The following is a 21,834-nucleotide window of genomic DNA, read 5'->3' as shown; positions in this document are numbered from 1 at the left end:
GGCCTAATCTCTACAGCCCAGCCACTCATACCCGCGACGACCCTGCAGGCCACCGGTATGAATAGCCAATGTAGTGAATCTCCCGCGATGCTCACCATCCTTACATGCCGCGTGCAGTGCCAACATCATTTTGCCCGTGTACACCGGATCTAAAGGCACACCCTGCACAGCCTCAAAATCCAGCATGAATGCCCTGAGCGACGGGTTTACCCGAGCAAAGCCGCCGCAGTGATACCGGTGGTCAATTCGCCAGCGAGCATGATCACGGGCCCCCATCACATCAAGCAGGGCCGCTACACGGTCTTCAAGATCAAGCGCGCCCTTCATGCAAGCAATCCCAAGCACCTCGAAAGTATCATCCAGACCTGCCACCACTCCTGCCATAGTGGTGCCAGTGCCCACGGGCACCACGATATGTCGTGCACCGCGTCCGTGCCTACGGATTGTGTCGGCGATGGCAACACAGCCACGCACACCGGCAGCGCCTGCGCCACCTTCAGGGATCAAAAGACACGGAGAGTATTGAGTCACCAGCTGCTGCTGGAACAGCAGATCGTTACGCAACCGAAACTGAGTTCGATCAAGCGCCACGATGCGCATACCCCATTCGCGAGCATCCCGAAGCGTCGGCGAATTCAGTTCGTGGGCTTCACCGCGCACCAGGCCGACCGTTTCAAACCCCTGGTCTGCACCCAACGCGGCCAGTGCGTGCAGGTGGTTTGACCAGGCTCCGCCGAAACTCAGTAATCGTTTAACGCCTTGATGACGCGCTTGCGTCAGGTAACCTTCCAGTTTGTAACGTTTGTTGCCCGGCGCCAGATCAGCCGACTGGTCGAGTCGCAGCAACGAAATACCTTCCAGTGAGACGCCTGATACAGGCTCCGGTCGCAAGCCCTGCACCGGGGGCTGTGCGAAGCGGACTACGACAGGCCCACGTTGTTCTTGGCAAGCACCTGTTCTGCACGATAGCTGGAGCGCACCAACACACCGGAAACGACCTCAAGAAAACCCTTGCCAAGGCCCCAACTACGATACGTTTCAAATTGCTCAGGCGTCACATAGCGGTCGATCGGCGAGTGGTTGCGCGTAGGCTGAAGGTACTGACCGAGCGTTAATATATCGACAGAGGCTGCGCGCAAGTCATCCATGCAGTCACGAATCTCTTGCTCGGTCTCACCGAGGCCCAGCATAAGACTGGTCTTGGTCAATACGTCTGGAGCATGTTGCTTCGCATAGGCCAGCACGTCCAGCGTCTGGCGATACCCTGCCCGCGGATCTCTTACGGGGTGCGTGAGTCGCTCTACAGTCTCAATATTTTGCGCGAATACAGCAATGCCTGAATCAACGACCGTCCCGACATCGGCGAAGTTTCCCAGAAAATCCGGGGTGAGAACTTCTACCGCTGTATCAGGATTTTCTTCGCGCACCCGCTTCACACAGGCGGCGTAGTGTTCCGCTCCCCCGTCGGGAAGATCATCGCGATTAACGGAGGTGAGAACCACATAGTTCAGCTTCATCAAACTCACCGAGCGGGCCGCATTCGCGGGTTCCTCCGGGTCCAGCCAACCGCCAGGGTTACCCGTATTAACCGCGCAAAATCGACACGCGCGGGTGCACACGTCACCCATTAGCATTATGGTGGCGGTGCCCGCACTCCAGCACTCGCTCATATTAGGGCACTTGGCCTCCTCACAAACGGTCGCCAGGTTGTGCTCGTGCACAATGCCGCGAACTTTTTCAAAGGTTGCGCCACCGCGCAATCGCACTCGCAACCAATCCGGCTTTGCCAGCCTTGCGGCGTCAGCACCGGTGGCCTTGATACCATCCTTGATGGCTGAAACTCCACGCTCACTGACAAACTTTTCGCCGCTACCCACCTGAACGGCCGGAATGCGGTTTTTCTCAGACATTTCTTGAATACACCAACGGTTGCCCTCTTGTCCGCTATTATAGCGAAGTGCAGCGCCCTTGCTAACGCTTTGTCGAACCTAGCGTTATCGGAGCCAGAATAGCCACAAAGCGACAAATACCCTATCCTGTGCATCCCAAGGCCAAATAACCAAGTGCAACTGCCATGAAAACACTCAGTCTGATCACCGCTTTGAGCATCGCGCTACTCAGCGGATGTGTCCAATTTGAAAGCAAACGCGGCGTCGAAGTGAGCTGGAAAGACACGGCCACTGAAACGCTGGAAAGGGGTAAGAGCACGCGTCAGGACGTGCTGGCGATACTGGGCCCACCATCGCAGGTTATCGCTTTGGACGATGAGTCGGTTCTGTATTACCTGTTCGAACATTCCGATGGCGAGGGAATGATTCTCATACTCTACAACCGTATGAAAATTGATACTCGCTATGACAGAGCGGTATTTTTCTTCGATGAGGATGACATACTGATGGAGTACTCGACGCATATACAGCCTGCCGATGAGGGCTAGTCTCACTGCGATCATTCTGATTGCCGGCGTCCTCCTTAGTGCATGTACCCAGTGGCGTTGGGACATGGGGATGTCGCTGGCAGAAGCTGAGGTTCCGGAAAAAGGCACCCCATTAGGGGCCGTACTGCTTAAACTGGGCCCGCCGATGCGCTTGTCTTCCAGTGACAACGGCTACTTAATGGCGTGGGAGTACTGGCACATTCGCGAAGATTCTGTCGGTATCAGCCTGGGCGCACTGGGCGCAGAGTTTCTAACCGCAGACTGGGGCGAGATGCGGGTAAAGGGCAACTTCTTGTTGCTGTCTTTCGATGAACAGCACCGGCTGAGCGCTGCGGCTCAGTCAGAGTGGGACAACTACGGCGGCGGCGGCAAGGGCATTCAGCCGCTGTTCGGTTTTGTTTCCGTCGTTGATGCAGACGACCTGACGGCACCCATGCCACAGCACGAATGGGGAGCGGGCCTGCTGCAACGACGACTTCCGGTTGCCCTCAACCGAAACTCCAATCCGGATATGGGACAAGCCGGTCTACAGCAGCGCGGCACTCCAGGTGCTGCGGGACAGCGCGCCCTCGAGATGCACTAGCGTTTTTAACAGCGTGGCGCCCTCGAATTACCGGCATTGCTCATCTCCATGCTAGCTCGTGAGACACTAACGCTCACTGCAACAAGGGCTATAGGCTTAACGCTGCGCAATCAGCAGGGGTAGCCGGCCATTAGCAGTGCCCGCATAAACGCCATGTACACTTCATAGCCTGGTCGATGCAACCTCTCTAACAACCCACTCGCCTCAGAGACCAACAGTACCACCGCCTCACACGCGCCCTCCGCCGGCTGTCAGAAAAATTTACATATGTCCATGTCAACGAGGGAAGGTGCGCCCGCAAACCCCGAAGTAACTCAATTGGTATGCATTTTGCTTCTAGCGCACTCGCCCCTCACAGGCGCGCACAACACAAGCGGAGATCTCAATGAATGCGAAAAATGAACTTATCTATATTATGTGCCTTCTCATACCCCTGTTGGTTGCCTCCGCAGCGTACGTCAACCTGGCCTAAGTCACACTAACTGCTTCCGGGCACTTCCCACCCGGCTCAAAAGAAAAACTGCATTCAATAGGAATTCGTCGAAGGTTTACCGTTTTCTTTACACACCTTCAGCGATCTTCAGTTGGATTTTTGTCACTGATCCAGCGCGGTTCACCGTGACACAGGCTCTCCACACAAAGATCCCTGCACTCCCGTTAGCGACGCTTGTCATATCTGCAGCCAGCCTCTACTAGCCCACAAAACCGTCAGGAAAATTCGAAAGCAGTCACCCCTGCTCTCTGCGGACCACCCCCCATGACGTCTGCGTCGTAAGCGGCATGCTCTTTACCTCATGGCCAACCTGCTGCAGGCGTACTTACCCTTAACGTTTCTACCCTGCCAGTGCGACCAGCGGATGCCAGCCTGTGATCTGAGGAGGCTGCCGTAAGCGCGAAGAGAGTTTTGCCATCAATACCGCCGAGCATGCACGCATAACAAGGCTGATGCGTTGTGACGCGTTGCCGTATTTCACCACCCTGCGCCACTCGAAGAATTTCGGGAGCCGCCGCATTGGCGACCCAGATCTCGTTCTGGCTGTTCAGGCAAATACCATCCGGTGCAGCGCGCTCGATCTCTGCCCATGTACGTCGATCCGACAGAGATTTGTCGGCGTTAATCGTAAACGCCGTCAGCCGACCCGCCAGAGTTTCTGCAACGATTAATGTGGCTCCGTCCGCTGTAATCACCGTGCCGTTCGGGAAATGTAGATCGGGAGCGGCAACGCACACGGCTCCATCCGGATCGACGCGCACGAGATTGGCGGTTGGGTGCGTTTTGAATACCTCGCCACCCCGATCCTCAATCTCTGCATCAAGATCAAAACCGAAATTACCGACCCAGGCAAAACCCTCTCGATCTACAACCATATCATTGCAAAGATGCGCCGTCAGATGACGGATATCTGCGTGCACGGCCAATCCATTTTTCTCCAAGCGAAGCACTGAACGGGCGCGCATAGACACCACCAGCAGCCGTCCGTCGGGCAGCCAACCGAGGCCAGAGGGCTGATCCTCCAGCTTTAGCTCTGTCCGAATGCTCCCGGACAGATCAACCGATTTGACCGCGTGGTCGTAGAAATCACTGAACCAAAGCCGTCCGTCTCGCCAGCGCGGACCCTCACCGAAAAAGAGTCCATCCGTCAGTACATCTGTATCGGCCATGCTCACCTCGCTCCATAGTGAAATCGACCAGCAGGTATATCCTCACACCCGCATATCGAATGAAGCCCGCGTTGTCACATATGCGGGGAAGTGACCGTCAGAGTACCACTACCGAGCAATATGAGCTTCCTTTCGAACAGACACATGCGGCAGTTCCCCTGGGAGGCCTCGGGCCGCTCTTACCAAGCCCGCGCATGGGTCGACAGTAGAAATTCGATAGTCTAAAACCTGATCGTAACGACCGCCATCATACCGGCCGGGTCAAAGGTCTGTAAGATACCGTTGTACGTGTTTAACCCACTGGCTACCAGCGACTTGGTCGCGCAGCGCTGCCACACGGCATTGGTTTCTATTTCCTCGCCGCTAGAGCGCTGCATCGCGTATTCTCAGCGCCTCGGCAGTCGGCTCACAGCCACTTCGTCTGCGGTGCACGAGCGGCTATACTCTGCGCACGACATGACACAGCCATCGCCCATGAGGCCACGGAGACCACAAAAGTGCCCCATCCCAGCTCACGCGTTGCATCCATTACCCTTCTGTTAGCGGTGGCTCTGTCCGCCTGCTCCCAAACGTCGGAAAAATCGCCTATTAGTCCAGTTTTAGGCGACTTCGGTATAGACATGGCGCAGATGGATACACGGGAAAGCCCTGGAGATGCGTTCTACCGCTATGTTAACGGCACATGGCTGAACAACACCGAGATACCCGAAGACAAATCCCGCTATGGCTCGTTTTACCTGTTGCGAGACCAATCTGAACGAGACGTTCACGCTCTATTGAATGAACTGGCAAACACTGGGGCCGACGACCCAACACAGCGAAAGGTGGCCGAACTATTCGCCACATGGATGGCTGTATCGACAATAGAAAACAGAGGGCTCAGCCCATTGCAACCGGACCTCGAACGTATTGCGGCAGCGCAGGACTTTGACGACCTCATGGTCCTGGTTGGCGACATCAGCATGGCGAGTCCTATTGGCTTTGGCATCCGACCCGACCCCGCAGATACCAGCCGCTACATTGTATTTATCAGCCAGGCGGGGCTGGGCATGGGCCGTGACTACTATATTAACGAGGGCCCCGAGTACGATAACTATCGCAATGCTTATCTGCAGTATATAGCGACGATCTTGTCATTACTGGACAACCCGGAACCCGCCATTAACGCGGAAAAAGTATTTGCACTTGAGACGGCTCTCGCCCAGCTGCACTGGACACCCGCGGAACGCCGCAACGTTCAGGCCACCTACAACCCGATGAACCGTGAAGATCTAAAAACACTGGCACCGGACGTAGACTGGAACACAATACTTGCGGGCTCAGGCCTCGGCGAGGCAGACCATTTCGTAGTCGGGGAAACCACCGCCATTAGCGGAGGCACCGCTCTACTCGCCTCCGAGCCCCTGTCAACCTGGAAGAGCTACATGGCCTATCATCGCGCCAGTGAGACTGCGCACCTGCTACCTCAGGATTTCGACAATGCACGCTTTGACTTCTACAGTCGCACCCTGCGTGGCGTGGAGGAACAACAGGAGCGCTGGAAGCGGGGCGTCTCGCTGGTAGACCATCACCTTGGGGAAGGCCTGGGGCAGGCTTACGTCGCCAAGCACTTTCCGCCTGAGCACAAGGCCAAAATGGATGCGCTGGTCAGCAACCTGCTCGCCGCCATGGAACGCCGGTTATCAGAGCTCGAGTGGATGGACGAGTCAACCCGTGCTGAGGCATTGAAGAAGCTTTCCACTTTTGAACCCCGTATTGGCTACCCCTCTCGCTGGCGCGACTATACTGCGCTACAAATAGAGCCGGGAAAACTGTTTGAAAGCGTGCAAAATGCCTACCGCTTTGAATGGAACCGTCGGATTCAGAGACTGGATCAACCGGTCGACCGGGAAGAATGGTTTATGAGCCCGCCGACCGTCAATGCCTACTACGATCCGTTGAAAAACCAGATCACATTTCCCGCCGCCATTCTGCAACCGCCTTTTTTCGACGTGAACGCTGATGCAGCGGTCAATTACGGAGGCATTGGCGCGGTGATCGGACACGAGATCGGTCACGGTTTCGATGACATGGGGCGCGAGTTTGACGAGCAGGGCAGGATTAGAAACTGGTGGACCGATGAAACCGCGGAAAACTTCGAGGACATCACCGCCGAACTGGGGGCACTGTACTCGGCTTACTGCCCCATTCCGGACAACGAAACCGTTTGCGTGAACGGCCAGCTCACCATGGGAGAAAATATCGGCGACCTGGGTGGACTTGAGATGGCCTACACTGCCTATCGCATGTCACTGAACGGCGAGGAGGCGCCAGTGATAGATGGGTTCACCGGTGACCAGCGATTCTTCATGTCATGGGCACAGGTTTGGCGCGGCAAGACCAGGGATGATGCCCTGCTCAATATGCTTTTAACTGACCCCCATTCTCCGGAAAGCGTTCGAGGTGAAGCTCCACTGCGCAATATTGATGCCTGGTATGACGCCTTTGACGTGAACGAGGGAAACGCACTGTACCTGCCCCCGGAAGACCGTGTCCGTATTTGGTAACACTGGGTCATCGACCGAATTCATCGGTTGCGATTGCGAAATTCAGGCTCTCACCCGAAGACACCTTGAAAGTGGTAATACCCACCAGGTTAGCGGAAGTATCAAACAGCCCTCCACCGGAAGAACCGGAGGATATCGCCGCGTCGTGGCTACTGGCTGAAACTCTGGCGCTACTTAATCGCTATCTTTTCGATGGAGAACCGATTTACAACTCGGGCATTGTTGATCCAAAAGCCAAGCTCACTATGGACTTCGGGAGCCGCAGTTGGATGGAAACACGCCTGGCATTTTCCAGAATCGCCGCTCTCTGCCGTAAGGAGAACGTCCCTCTGATACTAGTCATACACCCTGCTTATGCACAACATCTGGACTCCCGCTATCCTTACACCCCTGCGCACGAGGAGGTTGCGAGGTGGGCTACGCAAAAAAAGGTTACCTACGTCGACATGCTTCCCCGGATAACCGGCAGCGACAGACGTACCTTGCAAGTTATCGGGGATGGCCATCCCAATCGCCTCGCATTTGAGCAAACCGCCCGAACACTCGCGCCGACTGTATTTCGCGCCCTCACATTGCCGCACCGGTGACCCCTCTAGGAGGCGCGCGGTTTTACCAAAAAAAGGACGCCCTAAGGCGCCCTTTTTCTTTCCTATCAATCAACAATTCCAACCCAGACCATTGCGGAATGGAATGCGTTACTGCACAGCAGGAATCAGTACACTGTCTATAATCCATACCAAGCCATTACTTGCCTGAACGCCTTGGCAGGACACGCGTGCATTGTTGACGCGTGAATACCCCTGTGTCCGGTCGATAAACACGAACTGACCGTCCAACAATGTTGAGCGGCGATAACCGTCGACGAAACGCCGTGCGTCTACCATCATTGGCGAGACATGAAATGTCAGTACGGCGGAGAGAAGATCAGTGTTGCCGAGCAAGGTATCAACCAGATCACCGGGCAGGGCGTCAAAGGCGGCGTTGGTGGGCGCATAGACTGTTATCCCTTCCGCTGTCGCAAGCGTGTCCACAAGTCCCGCTACTTCGACTGCTGTCACCAGTGTCGACAATGATGGGGTCGCCACGGCCGCTTCGACGATGTTACCGTCGAACTCTACGATCTCAGTGGACAGGCAACTTGCCATCGTCTTGGGAGCTACCTGCGCGCTCAGAGACGCTGAAAACACAACCGCTGACACTGCTACTATTAAGCTACCTACCTTCATCACAACCTCCTCACGAATAAAAATGTTGGCGTCTCATAACGGGATGAACGCACCCAGCTGCCAGTTGATTGCACAGCATTAGTAACATTTACGAAGCAGGTTGGCTTTGGATCAACTTTTTTTAAAATAATACGCCGTGTCTCGTCGACGCACCGGCGCTGATACACAAAAAAGAGACTTTGCAGGCGGCTTTTCATGATGAGAAGAATATGGCAAGACGCTAAGCCAGAGTGGCGATCTGCTCCGCGTTAAGCCAGCACGAATGTACGCCGAAGGGCACGCGCTGCGGAAGCGGCAGCCGGGTCACCTCCGTCATAGTCGCAGCATCCAGAATCAGAAGTGCAGCCTTGTCGTCTGCCATAATGAGCTCCAACAGATAGCCATCATCCTCCGACGAGCTATTTTTTCGAGGCACAAACAACGCTTCGCCGCCGTAATACTCGCCGTAATCAAAGTATGCGACCTCAGCCTCCGCTATCACATCGTATTTAAGCACTCCTTTCGCCATCATCCCCTCCTTTTCCTCATCGAGCAGGTAAGCATAGCGTGCCGGACGCCCAAGGTAGGCGGTATTAAAACTAGGGCGCTCGTAGAAATGATGCAGCAGCTCTCTGTCTTCGGTGACTTCTCCTGATTCCAGGTTCAAACGCCACTTGTTGAACGTGGCATGCGGTTCCTCCGGATTGTGGATGGGAATGTTAGAGGGATAGGCCCTGAAAACAGGCGCGAACAGCACGATATCGGTACCACCATCGTCGCGGCTCTCCTCCCATCCATTTACTACATGCCAAAGGTGTCCCGCTTGTTGCGTGGTAAACCATCGCACGGGATCACCCGCTGCGTGATCACGGCGAATCACGCCCCAGCGCATCTTGTAGGCAGGATCAAATACCATCGGGCTCTGCTGCGGTCCGAACATCTCTTTAGGATTAAAGCGAAGCGACAAGTCGGGGAATACCAGATAATTCTCAGTGAGAAAATAATCGTGAACGAAGGCAGGCGCCGGTTTTTGCACGTCAATAATACTATGGTGTGCCAGCTTGCCTTTTTGCAAAACTGAATGGTAAATATTCCCGCTGCGAAACTCTGTACTGAAAGCAAACCAGTCACCTGTCATCGGATCGATTTTTGGGTGGGCCGTAAACGGCGCATCCAGCTTGCTATTGAACGTATCGAAATCTCCAGCACCGGTGAGGCGCAGGCGGCCCTGCTCTACCTCAGCCTCCAAAGCAAAGGGATAACCCGTTTCCTGGAGACAGTAGAGCTTGTTGTGGTGGAATTGTATCGCTGTCGTGTTGTTTCCGCTTTCCAATACGTCCAGCTTTGGAATAACACCGAAACGCTGCTTTAATGCCGCGATCATCATTCGCAGGAAACCGGCCTTTCCTCCGCCCGCTATATCGCCGAAGTGAAGGTAAACATCCTCCCCAGCGGATTCTTCCACACAGTAACGCGGGGTTTTGACATAAACATTGGTATAGCTGGCCTTGCCGTTGCGCACCTGAACCTGGTGCAACATACCCGCCCCGTTAAACATATGGTATCGCCCACGGGTTTCCGGGAACTGCAAATTCGTGCCATTACGCAGAAAAACACCGTCAATGTCCTCAGGAATAGTCGACGTTGGCACGAGCTCTACATCGGTGCACTGGGTGTGCACGGGCTTGAATCCTGGTTTGTTATAGGCACTGGACCGATTGTACTGTTCAACATTCAGAGATTTATAGGCCAGCCTGTCCGCAAGACCCAAAGTGGTCCGCGGCATCAACCGCACAGCCAAAAACAGTGCCAAAGGCATCCCCAAAAAAAGTATGCCGATGAATAACAGGAAATTTGACATGATGCGGCCTCCAACAGCCCACTCTCAGCGGAGCCGCTATGGTACGCACTCTGAGCAGGCGTGCAACGCTAACCGCCCGATTATGTCGCCGCAGCACCACGGTCCAATGCAATGGCAATGGCATCGATCCAGCGGCTTTTCAGCCGCAGAGACGACAGCACTGTCAATGCCGCATGTTGAAACGTCGTGTTTTTATCGCATTAAATCCGCCCGACCGCATTAGTCTGCTCTACCGATTAGCCGCATTTGACCTACGCTCATAGTGCCAGCGGATTTCAACTCCGAACGATTCCGCAGAACGGCAGAACGGCAGAACGGCAGAACGGCAGAACGGCAGAACGGCAGAACGGCAGAACGGCAGAACGGCAGAACGGCAGAACGGCAGAAAATAAGCTTCATGCGAGGCCCAATCTTTACAACCGCGAAGAGCGGTTTTTAGCCAGCAAAGACTCGAATTCACGCCAGTAACAGTGTTAGCATTTGTCCCTGATCCTACTGATGATGAGATAGATACCCGCGATGACCAAAACCGAAAATGAAGTGATACAGGAATGTCTTGATAAGTTCATTGAATGTGCCAACACCCTGAAAGACGATGGCATCAAACCAAAGCTCGTCTCACATGCCATGATGTGCGCCTCTACTGTCTACATCACCTACGCCCTTGCCGGCAACGACGGCTATCTTGCCGATGCGGACCAGGATAGGGTCGTGGACGTTTACAAAAAGGAACTGCAGCAAATACAAGCCATAAAGAAACGTAATCAGGCCTAACGCTTAACGCCATGAACCCCTGCTTCGATACAAGAGGCACTTTATTGCGCCTGTGATCCAGGCCGCTGCTGTGGTTTTCATCGATATCGATCGACCCAGCAATGCAGGGGTTTAAACCAACTTGAGAATAATCACCTTAGGCAACGTCGCCAGGCTAAGCCGGGTGCCACTGTCGGCACAGGCTGGCGGTCGCAGTGCCTCGATAAAGACGCGCGTGCTAGCCTCGCGTATCGCTGAAAGTTCGATTTGGCGCCGTAAGCCCGGCATCTGCACCGCTAGATGTGCGACGTGATGGCGACATAACAGTACGCTGATGCATGCGTCATGCGGGAGTCTCATCAACACACCGCCTTCATCTCTTTCATTCAGCGAGAGGAGCGCAGCACACGCCAAGCTATCTATTGCGGTTGCAAACACCTTACCAGAGACATCGCGCAGTCGCCCTAGTCAGGTAGAGATATTTCCATAATCGGCAATTTATCAGGCATGCCGCCGAGCGCTACCGCGCAGCGGGAAAACCCATTGAAGTGCGCAACGGCCAAAGACAAATGAACAAGCTCAGCGGGCGAAAATAACTCAAGCAGTGAGGATTTTAAAGCCTCGTCGATAGCGGCAGGGTTGAATAGATACTGGTCCGTGTACGCAAGGATAAGTTTTTCGCGCTCGCTAAGATCACTGCCCGCATAGTCATCGTCAATCATGTCTACCCGCGATTCATCGAGTCCGTCTAAGCGGGCGAGATCATAGCGTACGCTTTTACAAAATACGCAATTGACGGTGCGCGCGTTGCGCAGACGAGCAATTTCTAGCTCCGCAGGACGCAGGGGGCCCGCTTCCCATATGCATCGGTTTAAATCCATGTAGGCGTCCAAAGTTTCAGGCACCAGACCCAGAGCAGAATCCCTCATCATATCTCCGGTACGTTTTGCACTGTTAACCGCCCTTGGGGAACCACTCATAAACCCTTCTCCTTCTCCTTCTCCTTCTCCTTCTCCTTTTCCTTTTCCTTTTCCTGCACCGGCAATTGCCATAGCAACGAAAGCCGAGTCATTCCGTCCAGAATACCCAGCGCCTCCACGAGCAATACCAGACCCGCCTCTCCATAATACGATTTGACGAGATCTGCATGAGCATCAGTCAGTGCCTGAGCGTCCATGGCGTACACCTCCGTGAAGGCCAGACACGCACGCAAATTGCCACCAAACAGCTCGCTGCTTTCCCACTGATCAAGTGCCTGCGCCTCACCGAAAGCCAGAGTCACTTCCCGACGCCGCCACTCGACCTCACTGCCGTGCAATTGCGCCAAGCGAAGCCGGCATAGCTCCAGGACTGCTGGTGGTAGATGAGGCTGGGACCATAGGGCCTGATAAAGATTGCCAACGGGCGCTGCAAGCGCCGGCAACTGTCCAATGATACTCTGGCGGTCGCCGCCGGCTAACCAACTCATACTCTACCAACTCCCCGTTTATTTCTGACTCATCAATCCACTGCATTTTGACAGTATACCCTGTTGGGCTTATTGACTTTACACATGCGTTTTCGCGCCTAACGTTTTAGCCTATGTTGCTCAGGCGCTGCTGTAACCCCATAACCACGTTGTCGCTAATAGATAGCTCCGCCGGCCTCTGCAGCCTGAGTATTACTGACATTCCGAAAGAAACGAATTACTTGCACGTGGGATCTAACCACAAGGCATGCGGTACAATAGGAGTGCATAATCCGGTGCTTCGTTTTGTTACGGCATGTTCACCCACGGTCGAGGGCGTTTAGCGAATGGGCAGGCAGACTGCGAGTCTGATTGCGACCGCCCGCACTAATCTTCCTGGTGTATAAGCTCGAAGCGAGCGACCGATTTACCTCCGACATCCACGGACTCCATGAACATTGCTGTCGGCCTCACCCAATGGCTATAGTCTCCGTAGAGACACTGATAAACAACCACGCGCTCACCTGTCTCCGAGTGCGTTGCCTCAAATAAAACCTTATAGCGCTTGCCTTTATAGTGCTTGTACACACCCTGTTTCACGTCATTCATGTGGTAAGGCTCGCTTCAGTGAATATTGATGAGCTCTCTCGCCAGCGAAAAATCAGGCGACCGATACCGCTTAATGGCTTCGCCTAGGCTTTCAACGCCTAACCGTTGACGCCGTGACGAAGCAACTGCAACTCCTGCCAAACTGCCCCGGCCTCGGCAAGCGTCATCTTCCCCCAGCAGCGCTCCATGTAGAGCCGGGTTGCCTCAAAAAAGTTATCTCTTTCTGCTAACCGCCACTCTTCATACTCCCACGGCTTGCTGAAATCCAGTCCAGAATCGCTGGCCCGGTTGTAGCGGGCCTGTATCGTTTCCCCATCGGCACTGATAACAGGTAAATCAGCCAACTCGTACTCACCTCCCTCAAAGAAGACCATGCGCTCCAGTGCCTCGTCCGATGGGTCAAGCAACACGTGTCCTCTCGTAACAGCGCCAGCGGCAGGCACAAGAACCGGGTATGTTTCACCGGGATAGCACATCGTGTCATATCCCTGCGCTCGGGCATGGATAATCTGGTCATCGCCGGTTGATTCAGCAAAAACACAACGACGAATGCCCGTGTCCAGGAGGGTGCCATAGAAAAATATTGCGTTCATTCTTTTTACTTTGATCCAGTATTCGCTGGCAAACATACAACAACAAGACTAGCTAGAAGGTGTATAACAGGGCCTTGAAACGCGCACCGAACAGATATTTTCCGCTACACGCAATCAGCCGCTGACAATACGCAACACCTGACCTACCTTGAGAAAATCTCCCGCGTCGCGATTAACACGTCTGATCTGCGCCACGCTGGTGCCATAGAGATTCGCAATTCGCCAAAGAGTGTCGCCACGGCTTACTTTGTGCGTCACTTCACCTTGTGCGGCCAGGGCGTTACCGTTCACAGGAATCTGCAGGGTCTGGCCGGCATAAATACGATACCCACGCAGGCCGTTAGCCGCCGCGAGTCTGCCTTTACTCACACCAGAGGCAGACGCAATTTCGGAAAGGCTGTCGCCACGTTGCACTGTATATTGCCGCCCGCCTGAGAACGCGGCGGTAGCGCGCTGTGCACTGTCTGCCATAGCATCTTCACTACCGGGTATGCGCAAAGTCTGGCCAGCGTAAATACGACTGCCATGCACACCATTGGCAGCGGCTAGTCGGGATCGACTAACCCCGGCGGCGGCGGCGATTTCCGACAGACTGTCGCCACGCCTGACCGTGTACTGGCGACTGGTAATCTTTTGTGGGGCCGCGGATTGCTTCGCGTTGATGGACGCGGCACTGGCGAGCACGGGCACATGGAGGGTCTGACCCGCATAGATTCGATTGGCTCGCAAACTGTTGGCCGCGCGCAGTCGCGGTACGCTCACGCCAAGCGTAGAGGCGATATCCGAGAGCGTATCGCCTCTGAGCACGGTATATTTGAGGGAACCCGCCGGGACAGCGGCCATTTGTGTGCGCCGTCCCTGCTGAATACCAAGCCGGCGCTCATAATTTTCGACAAAAAGCGCAACATGATAATGCGGGGGCCGACGCTCTCGCGTGACGTCCAATACACGCTCGCCCTCCAACGACAACAAGACGCGTTCCAGCCAGCTACGGCACTTACTGGATCGAGGCACTCGCAGGTCTATTGCCATACCTGTGGGATGAACAGATTTCGCCACGGAGTTGCGCGGCTGCCGATCCCGCGGACGCAGGAGGCTGGTTACAACCAGTTTCTCTCCACAGGCACTGTGATACTGGCCACTCAGGCGAGTAAGAAATGTTTTCGTTGCAGGTACACCGTAGGGGTAAGACACGTCGTGTAGTTCGAGATGGCGTGACGGGCTAACCCTGACAAGCTGCCCCGGGCCGACGTGTTGTTTAACGGTTCGGGCGCTGCTCACAAAGGCAAGGCCATAAGCCCGAGCAGCCTGGTATTGGCGCTCTATGGAAGTCGGTGAACCTTTGAGCGATTGAGCCTGCACAGAGCCGGCGCCCGTTACTATCACCAGAATAAGCTTACTGAACAGCAGGATTTTCAAGACGTGTCCCCCTCTAGCCGCCGATTCATTCTGCCCACCGACTGTTTTCGACGTACTTGCTCACTTACCTTCCAATATTCCCGTGATTTATTACTAAAGTCTAGTAGCGTGTTGAATTTATTAGGTTTAATTTTGCAGGTTTATACACCTACATTACATATGGCTTAAGCCTCATTATGCGCCGGTATTGCATGAGACCGTCGTTAATCTGCGCTACGGGGCCTCGCAAACTCAGCCATCATCTCTTGTACGGCCAGCATCTGTCTGTGCCGCGTGAAATAGCCCGGGCGAAGGGTCGCGTTACACGCCAGCCCATAGAGTCGATGCAAGAAACTGTGCGCAATCGGCAACAGCTCGATAGTTTTTTCAACCTCCCCTGCCTGCTGGGCCTGTTCCAGATAGTCGATAATACTTTTTTCAGCCGCATCACTGCGCCTGGCCTGCTCTCGACGGTGCTCGTGGGAGACAGCGGCTACCCCCCAGAATTGCATGCGGATTTTCCACTCGTTGCGAATTTCATGTGTGACAGGGAGCATCTGCTCGCCAAATGTTTGCAAGGCAGCCAAACCAGACAGACCGCATAACGCCTCATCCACTCGAGACAGTGAGCGCTCGTTGACCCAACGAATCGTATTGATCGTTAGCTCTTCCTTATTCTTGAAGTAGTGTTCAATGAATCCCCGCGAATATCCTGACTGACGCGCTATTTCGCGAATGGTGGTGCGCTCGACACCAATCGTAGCGAGCATCTCTGCCACAATCTCTACAATTTTCTCACGGCGTTCATCATGATCAACAATTTTAGGCATGGAACAGACCTGCGTGCGCTTCGGCCAGAGGGACACGCTATTATAAGACACGCGGCTTGATTAAAGACAGTGAGAAAGCGGGAAGAGCATGCTCGTCAGTGTTAAAAAAATATACCCTGCATTCTCCCCAGAGCAGCTGCAGACTCAAGCCCTGGCAACTCACATATAAACTAGCTGCACCTAGGGCAAGGTGACACCATTGCAAGAGCGGCGGTGCCTGTAGACAGCTAAGCATCCATGCGCTACTTTTCCATCAGTATATGCAATGTCCGCGCACCATTTACTGTGCCTGCTGATAGCCAGCGATACTGCCCCTATTCACAGAGCTTGGAAAACCGCGATGAAAGCCATTTTCTACCTACTGCTTATCCTTACTCTGTCTGGCGGAGCTGCCGGCGACGAGCCCTACAAAAAGCCCATGCCGCACAGCTCGGGCGAGAGAATTTTGGAATTCTGCGAGGATACTGACGATGTCATCAGCCAGCTACGCTGTAACTACTACGTTCAGGGAGTTGCCGACCTTATAGTCCAGACGCCACTTGCGTGCCTTCCACCGGGAATGAATCAGTCTGAACTGATTGAAGTGGCAACGACATACCTTCAATCAGTCAACAAGACGGAACTTACGAACAGTAGCGGCGCCGGGTTGCTTCTTGCCTATTTACAACGCACTTACCGCTGCCCCAAAAAGCCGGGCGGCAGCGCTTCAGATGACCAAAAAACCGATAAGGAACTTTATCTGGAGGCGATCGTTAGGGCTATTGCTGAGCAGCAAGCGGCAGAGGCAAGCGAACCTGTGACATCAACTGCAGGTGCGGCAGAAAATGCCGACGGGGCGCATTAGAACATCGCATTGCGCTCGCCGCAGCCTTGCTGCACCACGAGGCAGCATCTGTCGTATGAATCTTTGCTGAAGGGGTGTAGCGGACAGAATCCTGACTTCGGATTCCCGACAATGGCAGTACGCGTGCCGGGGGAGCATAACAACCGGTTAGCGAAAGAGGCTAATAATAAGAAAAAAGTAGTGCGAGATTTCAGGCCTGCGGGATCATGGCGCCGTCGAGCAAACCGCGGCGCTGCTTATGGCAAACGATAAAAATCGCGGATAATTCGCCAGGCATCTTCCGCTGTGTCCACCACATCCATCAACTGGATATCTTCAGGGGAAATGACCCCCTCCTCGACCAATGCATCGAAATCAATCGCACGCCGCCAAAAGTGCCGGCCCATCAATAAAATAGGCAATGGATCTATCCTCCCTGTTTGCACCAGCGTCAGGGCATCGAACAATTCATCGAGCGTACCAAAGCCGCCGGGGCAGGCGACCAATGCTCGGGCCCGCTTCAGGAAGTGTAGTTTACGGATCGCGAAATAGTGGAACTGAAAGCACAAATGTGGCGTTACATACGGGTTGGGCTCCTGCTCAAAGGACAACTGAATGTTGAGTCCAATACTCTTGCCGCCCGCCTCCTGCGCACCCCGATTTGCCGCTTCCATGATACCCGGGCCACCGCCCGTCATAACCACCATATCGCAAGGTCCATTCTCCAGTGTATCCCGGGTAATCATTGCCCCCAGTTTTCGCGCTTCCTCATAATATATGCTGTTTTTGTCGATGTTCTCTGCCAGCGTAACCTGGCGCAATAGTTCGGCGTTATCAGGATCCGCCGCAAGCGCCGTACGGGCGTCCTCCAGGCGTTTTCTAGCATCGTCGGGCTGTGGCGTTCGCGCGCTGCCAAAAATCACCACGGTAGAGCTGATCCCTTCATCCAGCTGCACCAACTCGGGCTTCAGGTACTCCAGCTCCAACCGAGCAGCCCGCGACTCCTCGCGCATAAGAAATTCGTGGTCCGCGAAAGCCAGTCGATATGCATCTGCCTCATCAGCCATACACACTCCTTCACACTTCAAAACATGGCGCAGATATTGATCCCACTGAAGCACCGTTGGAATTCCCTATCGACGACAACTGGCCTGAACGTAGGAACAGATCACCTCCCTGCATCTTCCATACAAGGTCTATCCGCTTGTAAGAAAAGTGCAGCAGGGCAAGTCTGTGGATACTTATTGTCACGCCCAAGGGCACCGTCCGATAAGGACGAACTATAAACCAATGCGCGACCACACGGCAGGATAAATATGTGGATTGAGAAGCTGAGCCAGCATCAGCTCGCCAAGTTAGTATAAACAGCTGCCGCCAATAGAGCAGGAATAATCAGGCACAGCACGTAGGAGAGCTCGTTCTTGGCGTTCATGGCGTCATCCGTTTCGATCAAGTCGCGCAGATTACACAAATTATCCTGCCTTTTGAGCCGGGGCGAGTGACCTGGATGGGGCAAAACACTGAAGCAGTGACCCATTCGTGCTGTAAAATAGGGCGGCGGTAAACTGGCCCTCAGCGTCCTCGCACGGCGCCGAAGCAAGCGCATTGTTGCGAGCGATTGGCGAATGATCAAAGAGTATGTAGATCAGCCTGACTGGAGTCTTTTGCATCGCACCCTAAGCCATTGTATTAAACTTTCGTTTATTGCATCGCGCTTTGGATTTATACACAATCGCCTCAAGTGCTGCCACGGACGGCGGCGCTTAACTTCCGATACGCACACGTTTTTATTTTTATACTTTTCTACCCCATGTTTTGCCTCGGCAGACTCTGCGCCGCCTGACATTTGAACTTCGAGCTGGTGTCTGCGAGATTGCGCGATGGCATCTGCATCTAAGGGATTGAGCAAACGCCGGGTGAGCAGCCGTCGTCGATCACCACGGTGCTAAAATGCATGGCGCCTGCAAAAGAAACGTTGGGGCGAGGCACCGTTACTCTTGAACGAGGCAGTGGATTTATGGCTAAGGCGTTATGGGTACGCCAGACTCTGGTGCTACTGGAGCACGCAGTGTGATCTCCGGGTGATTCACGCTCTGTAAAAAGCGACAGGGGCGCACGGTCTCTCGAGATCTTCTACCAAACTTCTATGCGATGTTCAGAATCTACTGCAAAGCTTCCGCCGACTTGCGCAAGGTTTCGCAAGTGTCAGCCTCTTCCTGATTATCCCCTGCTTTTTTGACACACTTCTGATACTCGTCGATCAGGGAAAGGCGCTCATCATTCACCCTGACCTGCGACTTGTTGGCCTGGCGTTCCGCACTGCCGCAGCCCGCGGCGACAAGAGCTATCGTAAAAATACAAATGTATTGCTTGAATAACATGAGTCAACACCTTCTGTGTTAGTGCTAGATTGATCAACATAGTACCGATTATCCGCGGCTTTGAAACCTCTATATACTGAATCCCGGCGGCACGATATCCGTAGCCGCAATCACAAGCCTCGAGTGGTCTGCACAGGTGCAGCAGTGAATACGCCAACGTTAATTCCAGAACTTGCGGGGTGGATGACGCTACTGTGCGGGGCAGTTCTCGGATTGCTGGGTCTTCGGCACCTGCAGCGCCTCCAGCATCGGCAAACCGCTCGCAGACCCCCGGGGTCATCACGGAAATAGCAAAAAAAAACCCCATCCAAAGGATGAGGCTTTTCAGAATATGGCGGACCGGACGAGACTCGAACTCGCGACCTCCGGCGTGACAGGCCGGCATTCTAACCAACTGAACTACCGGTCCACGGCAGACAAACTCTCGGTATAAGTGGTGGGTGGTGACGGGATCGAACCGCCGACCCTCTGCTTGTAAGGCAGATGCTCTCCCAGCTGAGCTAACCACCCCCAAAGCCGAGTCCGCGCATTATAGAGATTCTGCCTCCGCGGTCAATCCCCGAAATACAATTAAGCCGAAAATCGGCAATTAAAAGCTGTTGTTTTTAGTAGTAAAATCGGGGGGCCAACGGCGTGGCCGTAAACCGGTTATGATCGCCACCCCCTTCTCTTCGACCAGGTATGAAGCATGGAGATTTATAAGGAATTTCATTTTGAGGCAGCTCACCGCCTGCCCAACGTTCCCGAGGGGCACAAGTGTGCGCGCCTGCACGGGCACTCTTTCCAGGTGCGCATTGTGATCTCGGGTGATGCTCCCGAACCCACTGGTTGGGTAATGGACTTCGCGGACGTAAAAGCCAGCTTCAAGCCATTGCACGATATGCTCGATCACCACTACCTCAACGATATTTCCGGCCTGGAGAACCCTACCAGTGAAAATATTGCGCGCTGGATCTGGCAGCGCTTGAAACCCTCCCTCTCACAGCTAAGTGCCGTCGAGATTCGTGAGACCTGCACCAGCGGATGTATCTACCGGGGTGACTAGTATTGCACCGTGCAGTAACCCGTCGGTAACACGTATAAAAAAACTTGACGAATTGTAAGAAGCTACGCATGCAGTGTGAATGTGATTTTGCATAAAAGATGTTACCGCCAGCAGGGCAAAAGTGTTCCCATAAACTCATAAAAGGTTACCCCCGGTAGCAGCACCGAAAATGTTATTCACACGATATACGGCTTGCCGCATTTTCACAGGCTTAGCATTTTTTCTACAATCAAAAACTCATGAAATCCCTATAAGCTATTGTTTTTATTACCTATATATTATTTGACTAGTTTTTGACCAATTCGCCAAAAACACAGCGTTTTTGGGACTCCAGACCTACCTGAACAATTTATTCACTGAGTTATCCACAGAATCTGTGGAAAAATGATGTGCAGAAGAGATGTTACCTTATCTCTCGCATATCGCGACTTCCCAGAGAGCTCGATTTCTCTACTCGGCCTAGCATTTAACACAATTTGGCCGGACAGTATGACTCAATCGTCCGCCAACGGCTCGCGTTCTGCCACCACGATCGATTGCATCCGTCGGCCAAGCATAATCACAAAGCCCTGCCGCCGTTCCAGCCCGTCGTAGCTGTAATCAAATCGATATTGCCGCCACATCCGCCACTGACCAGTCTCGTCTCTGCTCAGCGAGAGGCGTCGTATATGCACCGATTGATCCAGCCACTGGAAATTAGCGTCTCGGCTGGCACGACCCACTGCTTGTGTCGCCAACTCGCGCACTCGCGAAGCAGACAAAAAGTAAACACACAGAGCGCCAAACACAAGCAAGATAACTAACTCACCCATGACTAACCATCTCCTGCCTGCAGGCGTTGTTCAACATGCGCCCTCTCCATTTCGATTTCCATTTCCCTCTCCCTGAACCGATTGAAGGAACCGCAACACAAGCTCGTTGAACGCAGAGGCTTGCTCCGCATGCAACCAGTGTCCGGCACCGGGGATCACCTGCAAGCTAGCCCTAGGGAACAAGACGTCAATCGCCGGATGATGCTCCTCCCGAATATAGTCGGACTCAGCTCCGCGAATAAACTGGACGGGGCCCTCATAGGACCGGCCACCCACTGGCGCCGCTAAAAATGAGGAATAGGCATCGGAAATACCACGCCAATCGAAACGCCATGCCATCACGCTATCACCGGTCCGCACGAGGCTGGTTAACAGAAATTGCACCACCGTCTCCTCCACAAGATACTCACGCATCAGGGATGCGGCTGACTCACGGCTGACGCAGCGAGCCTGTGCCACGGCTTCCAATGCAGCGAATACGGCGTCGTGGCGCGCGCTGTAAGCCACGGGTGCGATATCGGCCACGGTGAGGGAAGCCACCTGACCCGGTCGGGAGAGGGCCAATTCCATGGCCACCTTGCCACCGAGTGAGTGACCCACAACATGGGCACATCCATAAGCCGCATGGTCTAACCCATCCTCCACCGCAGCGGTCAGCGTGGACATTGTGAGGGGCTGAAGCCACTGGGAGCGACCGTGACTGGGAAGATCCAGGCTGTAGACGCTGAAATGTTCGCGCAGAGCGCGGGACAAGCCGCCCAGATTGGCGCCCGAACCGAACAGACCGTGTAATAAAATCACCGGAGGTCCTGAACCCGCGTGCCTGACGTGCAATGATAGCGACACAAC

At 54.1% G+C, this 21,834-nt stretch carries 23 protein-coding genes and 2 tRNA genes; 7 read left to right on the top strand and 18 right to left on the bottom strand.

What is annotated here, in order from left to right:
- Positions 1–3: 3 nt before the first annotated feature.
- Positions 4–891 (bottom strand): 1-aminocyclopropane-1-carboxylate deaminase/D-cysteine desulfhydrase, encoded by an 888-nt coding sequence (locus EYC82_RS02245; RefSeq protein ID WP_279247929.1) that lies wholly within the window; start codon positions 889–891, stop codon positions 4–6.
- 29 nt (positions 892–920) lie between these two features.
- A complete protein-coding gene (gene lipA, locus EYC82_RS02240) occupies positions 921–1,910 on the bottom strand; it encodes a lipoyl synthase (protein WP_279247928.1) in 990 nt (329 codons plus the stop codon).
- A 164-nt stretch (positions 1,911–2,074) separates the two neighbouring features.
- On the opposite strand from lipA, the gene bamE reads away from it, so the two are divergent.
- Positions 2,075–2,437, top strand: coding sequence for an outer membrane protein assembly factor BamE domain-containing protein (gene bamE / locus EYC82_RS02235; RefSeq protein WP_279247927.1), 363 nt, complete (start codon positions 2,075–2,077; stop codon positions 2,435–2,437).
- 70 nt (positions 2,438–2,507) lie between these two features.
- A complete protein-coding gene (locus EYC82_RS02230) occupies positions 2,508–3,020 on the top strand; it encodes a hypothetical protein (protein WP_279247926.1) in 513 nt (170 codons plus the stop codon).
- 792 nt (positions 3,021–3,812) lie between these two features.
- Here the strand turns inward: EYC82_RS02230 and EYC82_RS02225 are convergent.
- Both EYC82_RS02225 and EYC82_RS02220 read right to left on the bottom strand, forming a co-directional pair.
- The gene (locus EYC82_RS02225) at positions 3,813–4,682 is read right to left on the bottom strand and encodes an SMP-30/gluconolactonase/LRE family protein (RefSeq protein WP_279247925.1); all 870 of its coding nucleotides are present in this window, start codon (positions 4,680–4,682) and stop codon (positions 3,813–3,815) included.
- Between the two features lie 221 nt (positions 4,683–4,903).
- Positions 4,904–5,059, bottom strand: coding sequence for a hypothetical protein (locus EYC82_RS02220; protein ID WP_279247924.1), 156 nt, complete (start codon positions 5,057–5,059; stop codon positions 4,904–4,906).
- Positions 5,060–5,179: 120 nt separating this feature from the next.
- On the opposite strand from EYC82_RS02220, the gene EYC82_RS02215 reads away from it, so the two are divergent.
- Complete coding sequence (locus EYC82_RS02215) at positions 5,180–7,228, top strand: M13 family metallopeptidase (protein ID WP_279247923.1); 2,049 nt, start codon at positions 5,180–5,182, stop codon at positions 7,226–7,228.
- Positions 7,229–7,293: 65 nt separating this feature from the next.
- On the top strand, positions 7,294–7,815 hold the full coding sequence (locus EYC82_RS02210) for a hypothetical protein (protein WP_279247922.1): 522 nt from the start codon (positions 7,294–7,296) through the stop codon (positions 7,813–7,815).
- 108 nt (positions 7,816–7,923) lie between these two features.
- Here EYC82_RS02210 and EYC82_RS02205 read toward each other — a convergent pair whose 3' ends face one another.
- Together EYC82_RS02205 and EYC82_RS02200 are read right to left on the bottom strand one after the other, a co-directional pair.
- A complete protein-coding gene (locus tag EYC82_RS02205) occupies positions 7,924–8,454 on the bottom strand; it encodes a fasciclin domain-containing protein (RefSeq protein WP_279247921.1) in 531 nt (176 codons plus the stop codon).
- Positions 8,455–8,674: 220 nt separating this feature from the next.
- The gene (locus EYC82_RS02200) at positions 8,675–10,294 is read right to left on the bottom strand and encodes a carotenoid oxygenase family protein (protein ID WP_279247920.1); all 1,620 of its coding nucleotides are present in this window, start codon (positions 10,292–10,294) and stop codon (positions 8,675–8,677) included.
- Positions 10,295–10,813: 519 nt separating this feature from the next.
- Between EYC82_RS02200 and EYC82_RS02195 the strand changes: the two genes are divergently transcribed.
- Positions 10,814–11,068, top strand: coding sequence for a DUF3144 domain-containing protein (locus tag EYC82_RS02195; protein ID WP_279247919.1), 255 nt, complete (start codon positions 10,814–10,816; stop codon positions 11,066–11,068).
- Between the two features lie 443 nt (positions 11,069–11,511).
- Here EYC82_RS02195 and EYC82_RS02190 read toward each other — a convergent pair whose 3' ends face one another.
- The 6 genes from EYC82_RS02190 to EYC82_RS02165 all read right to left on the bottom strand — a co-directional run bounded on the left by EYC82_RS02190 (position 11,512) and on the right by EYC82_RS02165 (position 15,924).
- The gene (locus tag EYC82_RS02190; RefSeq protein WP_279247918.1) at positions 11,512–12,027 is read right to left on the bottom strand and encodes a carboxymuconolactone decarboxylase family protein; all 516 of its coding nucleotides are present in this window, start codon (positions 12,025–12,027) and stop codon (positions 11,512–11,514) included.
- On the bottom strand, positions 12,024–12,515 hold the full coding sequence (locus EYC82_RS02185; protein ID WP_279247917.1) for a carboxymuconolactone decarboxylase family protein: 492 nt from the start codon (positions 12,513–12,515) through the stop codon (positions 12,024–12,026). Before EYC82_RS02185 ends, EYC82_RS02190 begins: the two co-directional genes overlap by 4 nt.
- 366 nt (positions 12,516–12,881) lie before the next feature.
- Positions 12,882–13,103 (bottom strand): DUF1653 domain-containing protein, encoded by a 222-nt coding sequence (locus EYC82_RS02180; protein ID WP_279247916.1) that lies wholly within the window; start codon positions 13,101–13,103, stop codon positions 12,882–12,884.
- Positions 13,104–13,201: 98 nt separating this feature from the next.
- Positions 13,202–13,696 carry a gamma-glutamylcyclotransferase family protein gene (locus tag EYC82_RS02175; protein ID WP_279247915.1) on the bottom strand — a complete coding sequence of 165 codons (495 nt, stop codon included), beginning with the start codon at positions 13,694–13,696 and terminating at the stop codon, positions 13,202–13,204.
- Between the two features lie 114 nt (positions 13,697–13,810).
- Positions 13,811–15,115, bottom strand: coding sequence for a DUF5715 family protein (locus EYC82_RS02170; protein ID WP_279247914.1), 1,305 nt, complete (start codon positions 15,113–15,115; stop codon positions 13,811–13,813).
- 203 nt (positions 15,116–15,318) lie between these two features.
- The gene (locus tag EYC82_RS02165) at positions 15,319–15,924 is read right to left on the bottom strand and encodes a TetR/AcrR family transcriptional regulator (protein ID WP_279247913.1); all 606 of its coding nucleotides are present in this window, start codon (positions 15,922–15,924) and stop codon (positions 15,319–15,321) included.
- A 340-nt stretch (positions 15,925–16,264) separates the two neighbouring features.
- On the opposite strand from EYC82_RS02165, the gene EYC82_RS02160 reads away from it, so the two are divergent.
- Complete coding sequence (locus EYC82_RS02160) at positions 16,265–16,768, top strand: Rap1a/Tai family immunity protein (RefSeq protein WP_279247912.1); 504 nt, start codon at positions 16,265–16,267, stop codon at positions 16,766–16,768.
- Positions 16,769–17,004: 236 nt separating this feature from the next.
- Here EYC82_RS02160 and EYC82_RS02155 read toward each other — a convergent pair whose 3' ends face one another.
- The 4 genes from EYC82_RS02155 to EYC82_RS02140 form a co-directional block, all read right to left on the bottom strand.
- Positions 17,005–17,814, bottom strand: coding sequence for an LOG family protein (locus EYC82_RS02155; RefSeq protein ID WP_279247911.1), 810 nt, complete (start codon positions 17,812–17,814; stop codon positions 17,005–17,007).
- 1,095 nt (positions 17,815–18,909) lie between these two features.
- Positions 18,910–19,128: a hypothetical protein gene (locus EYC82_RS02150; protein WP_279247910.1), complete on the bottom strand. Its 219-nt coding sequence runs from the start codon at positions 19,126–19,128 to the stop codon at positions 18,910–18,912.
- A gap of 332 nt (positions 19,129–19,460) precedes the next feature.
- Positions 19,461–19,537: transfer RNA gene (locus tag EYC82_RS02145), tRNA-Asp, on the bottom strand.
- Between the two features lie 25 nt (positions 19,538–19,562).
- Positions 19,563–19,638 (bottom strand) — tRNA-Val (locus EYC82_RS02140).
- A gap of 178 nt (positions 19,639–19,816) precedes the next feature.
- Between EYC82_RS02140 and queD the strand changes: the two genes are divergently transcribed.
- Positions 19,817–20,173, top strand: a complete 357-nt coding sequence (gene queD / locus EYC82_RS02135; RefSeq protein WP_279247909.1) for a 6-carboxytetrahydropterin synthase QueD — start codon at positions 19,817–19,819, stop codon at positions 20,171–20,173.
- Between the two features lie 494 nt (positions 20,174–20,667).
- On the opposite strand, the gene EYC82_RS02130 is transcribed toward queD, so the two are convergent.
- Both EYC82_RS02130 and EYC82_RS02125 read right to left on the bottom strand, forming a co-directional pair.
- Positions 20,668–20,985 carry a DUF3301 domain-containing protein gene (locus tag EYC82_RS02130; RefSeq protein ID WP_279247908.1) on the bottom strand — a complete coding sequence of 106 codons (318 nt, stop codon included), beginning with the start codon at positions 20,983–20,985 and terminating at the stop codon, positions 20,668–20,670.
- 30 nt (positions 20,986–21,015) lie between these two features.
- Positions 21,016–21,786: an alpha/beta fold hydrolase gene (locus tag EYC82_RS02125; RefSeq protein WP_279247907.1), complete on the bottom strand. Its 771-nt coding sequence runs from the start codon at positions 21,784–21,786 to the stop codon at positions 21,016–21,018.
- Between the last annotated feature and the right edge of the window lie 48 nt (positions 21,787–21,834).

Source organism: Candidatus Marimicrobium litorale (assembly GCF_026262645.1).
In the GTDB taxonomy this organism is placed as follows: domain Bacteria; phylum Pseudomonadota; class Gammaproteobacteria; order Pseudomonadales; family Halieaceae; genus Marimicrobium; species Marimicrobium litorale.
This window is presented reverse-complemented; position numbering and strand designations above follow the sequence as displayed.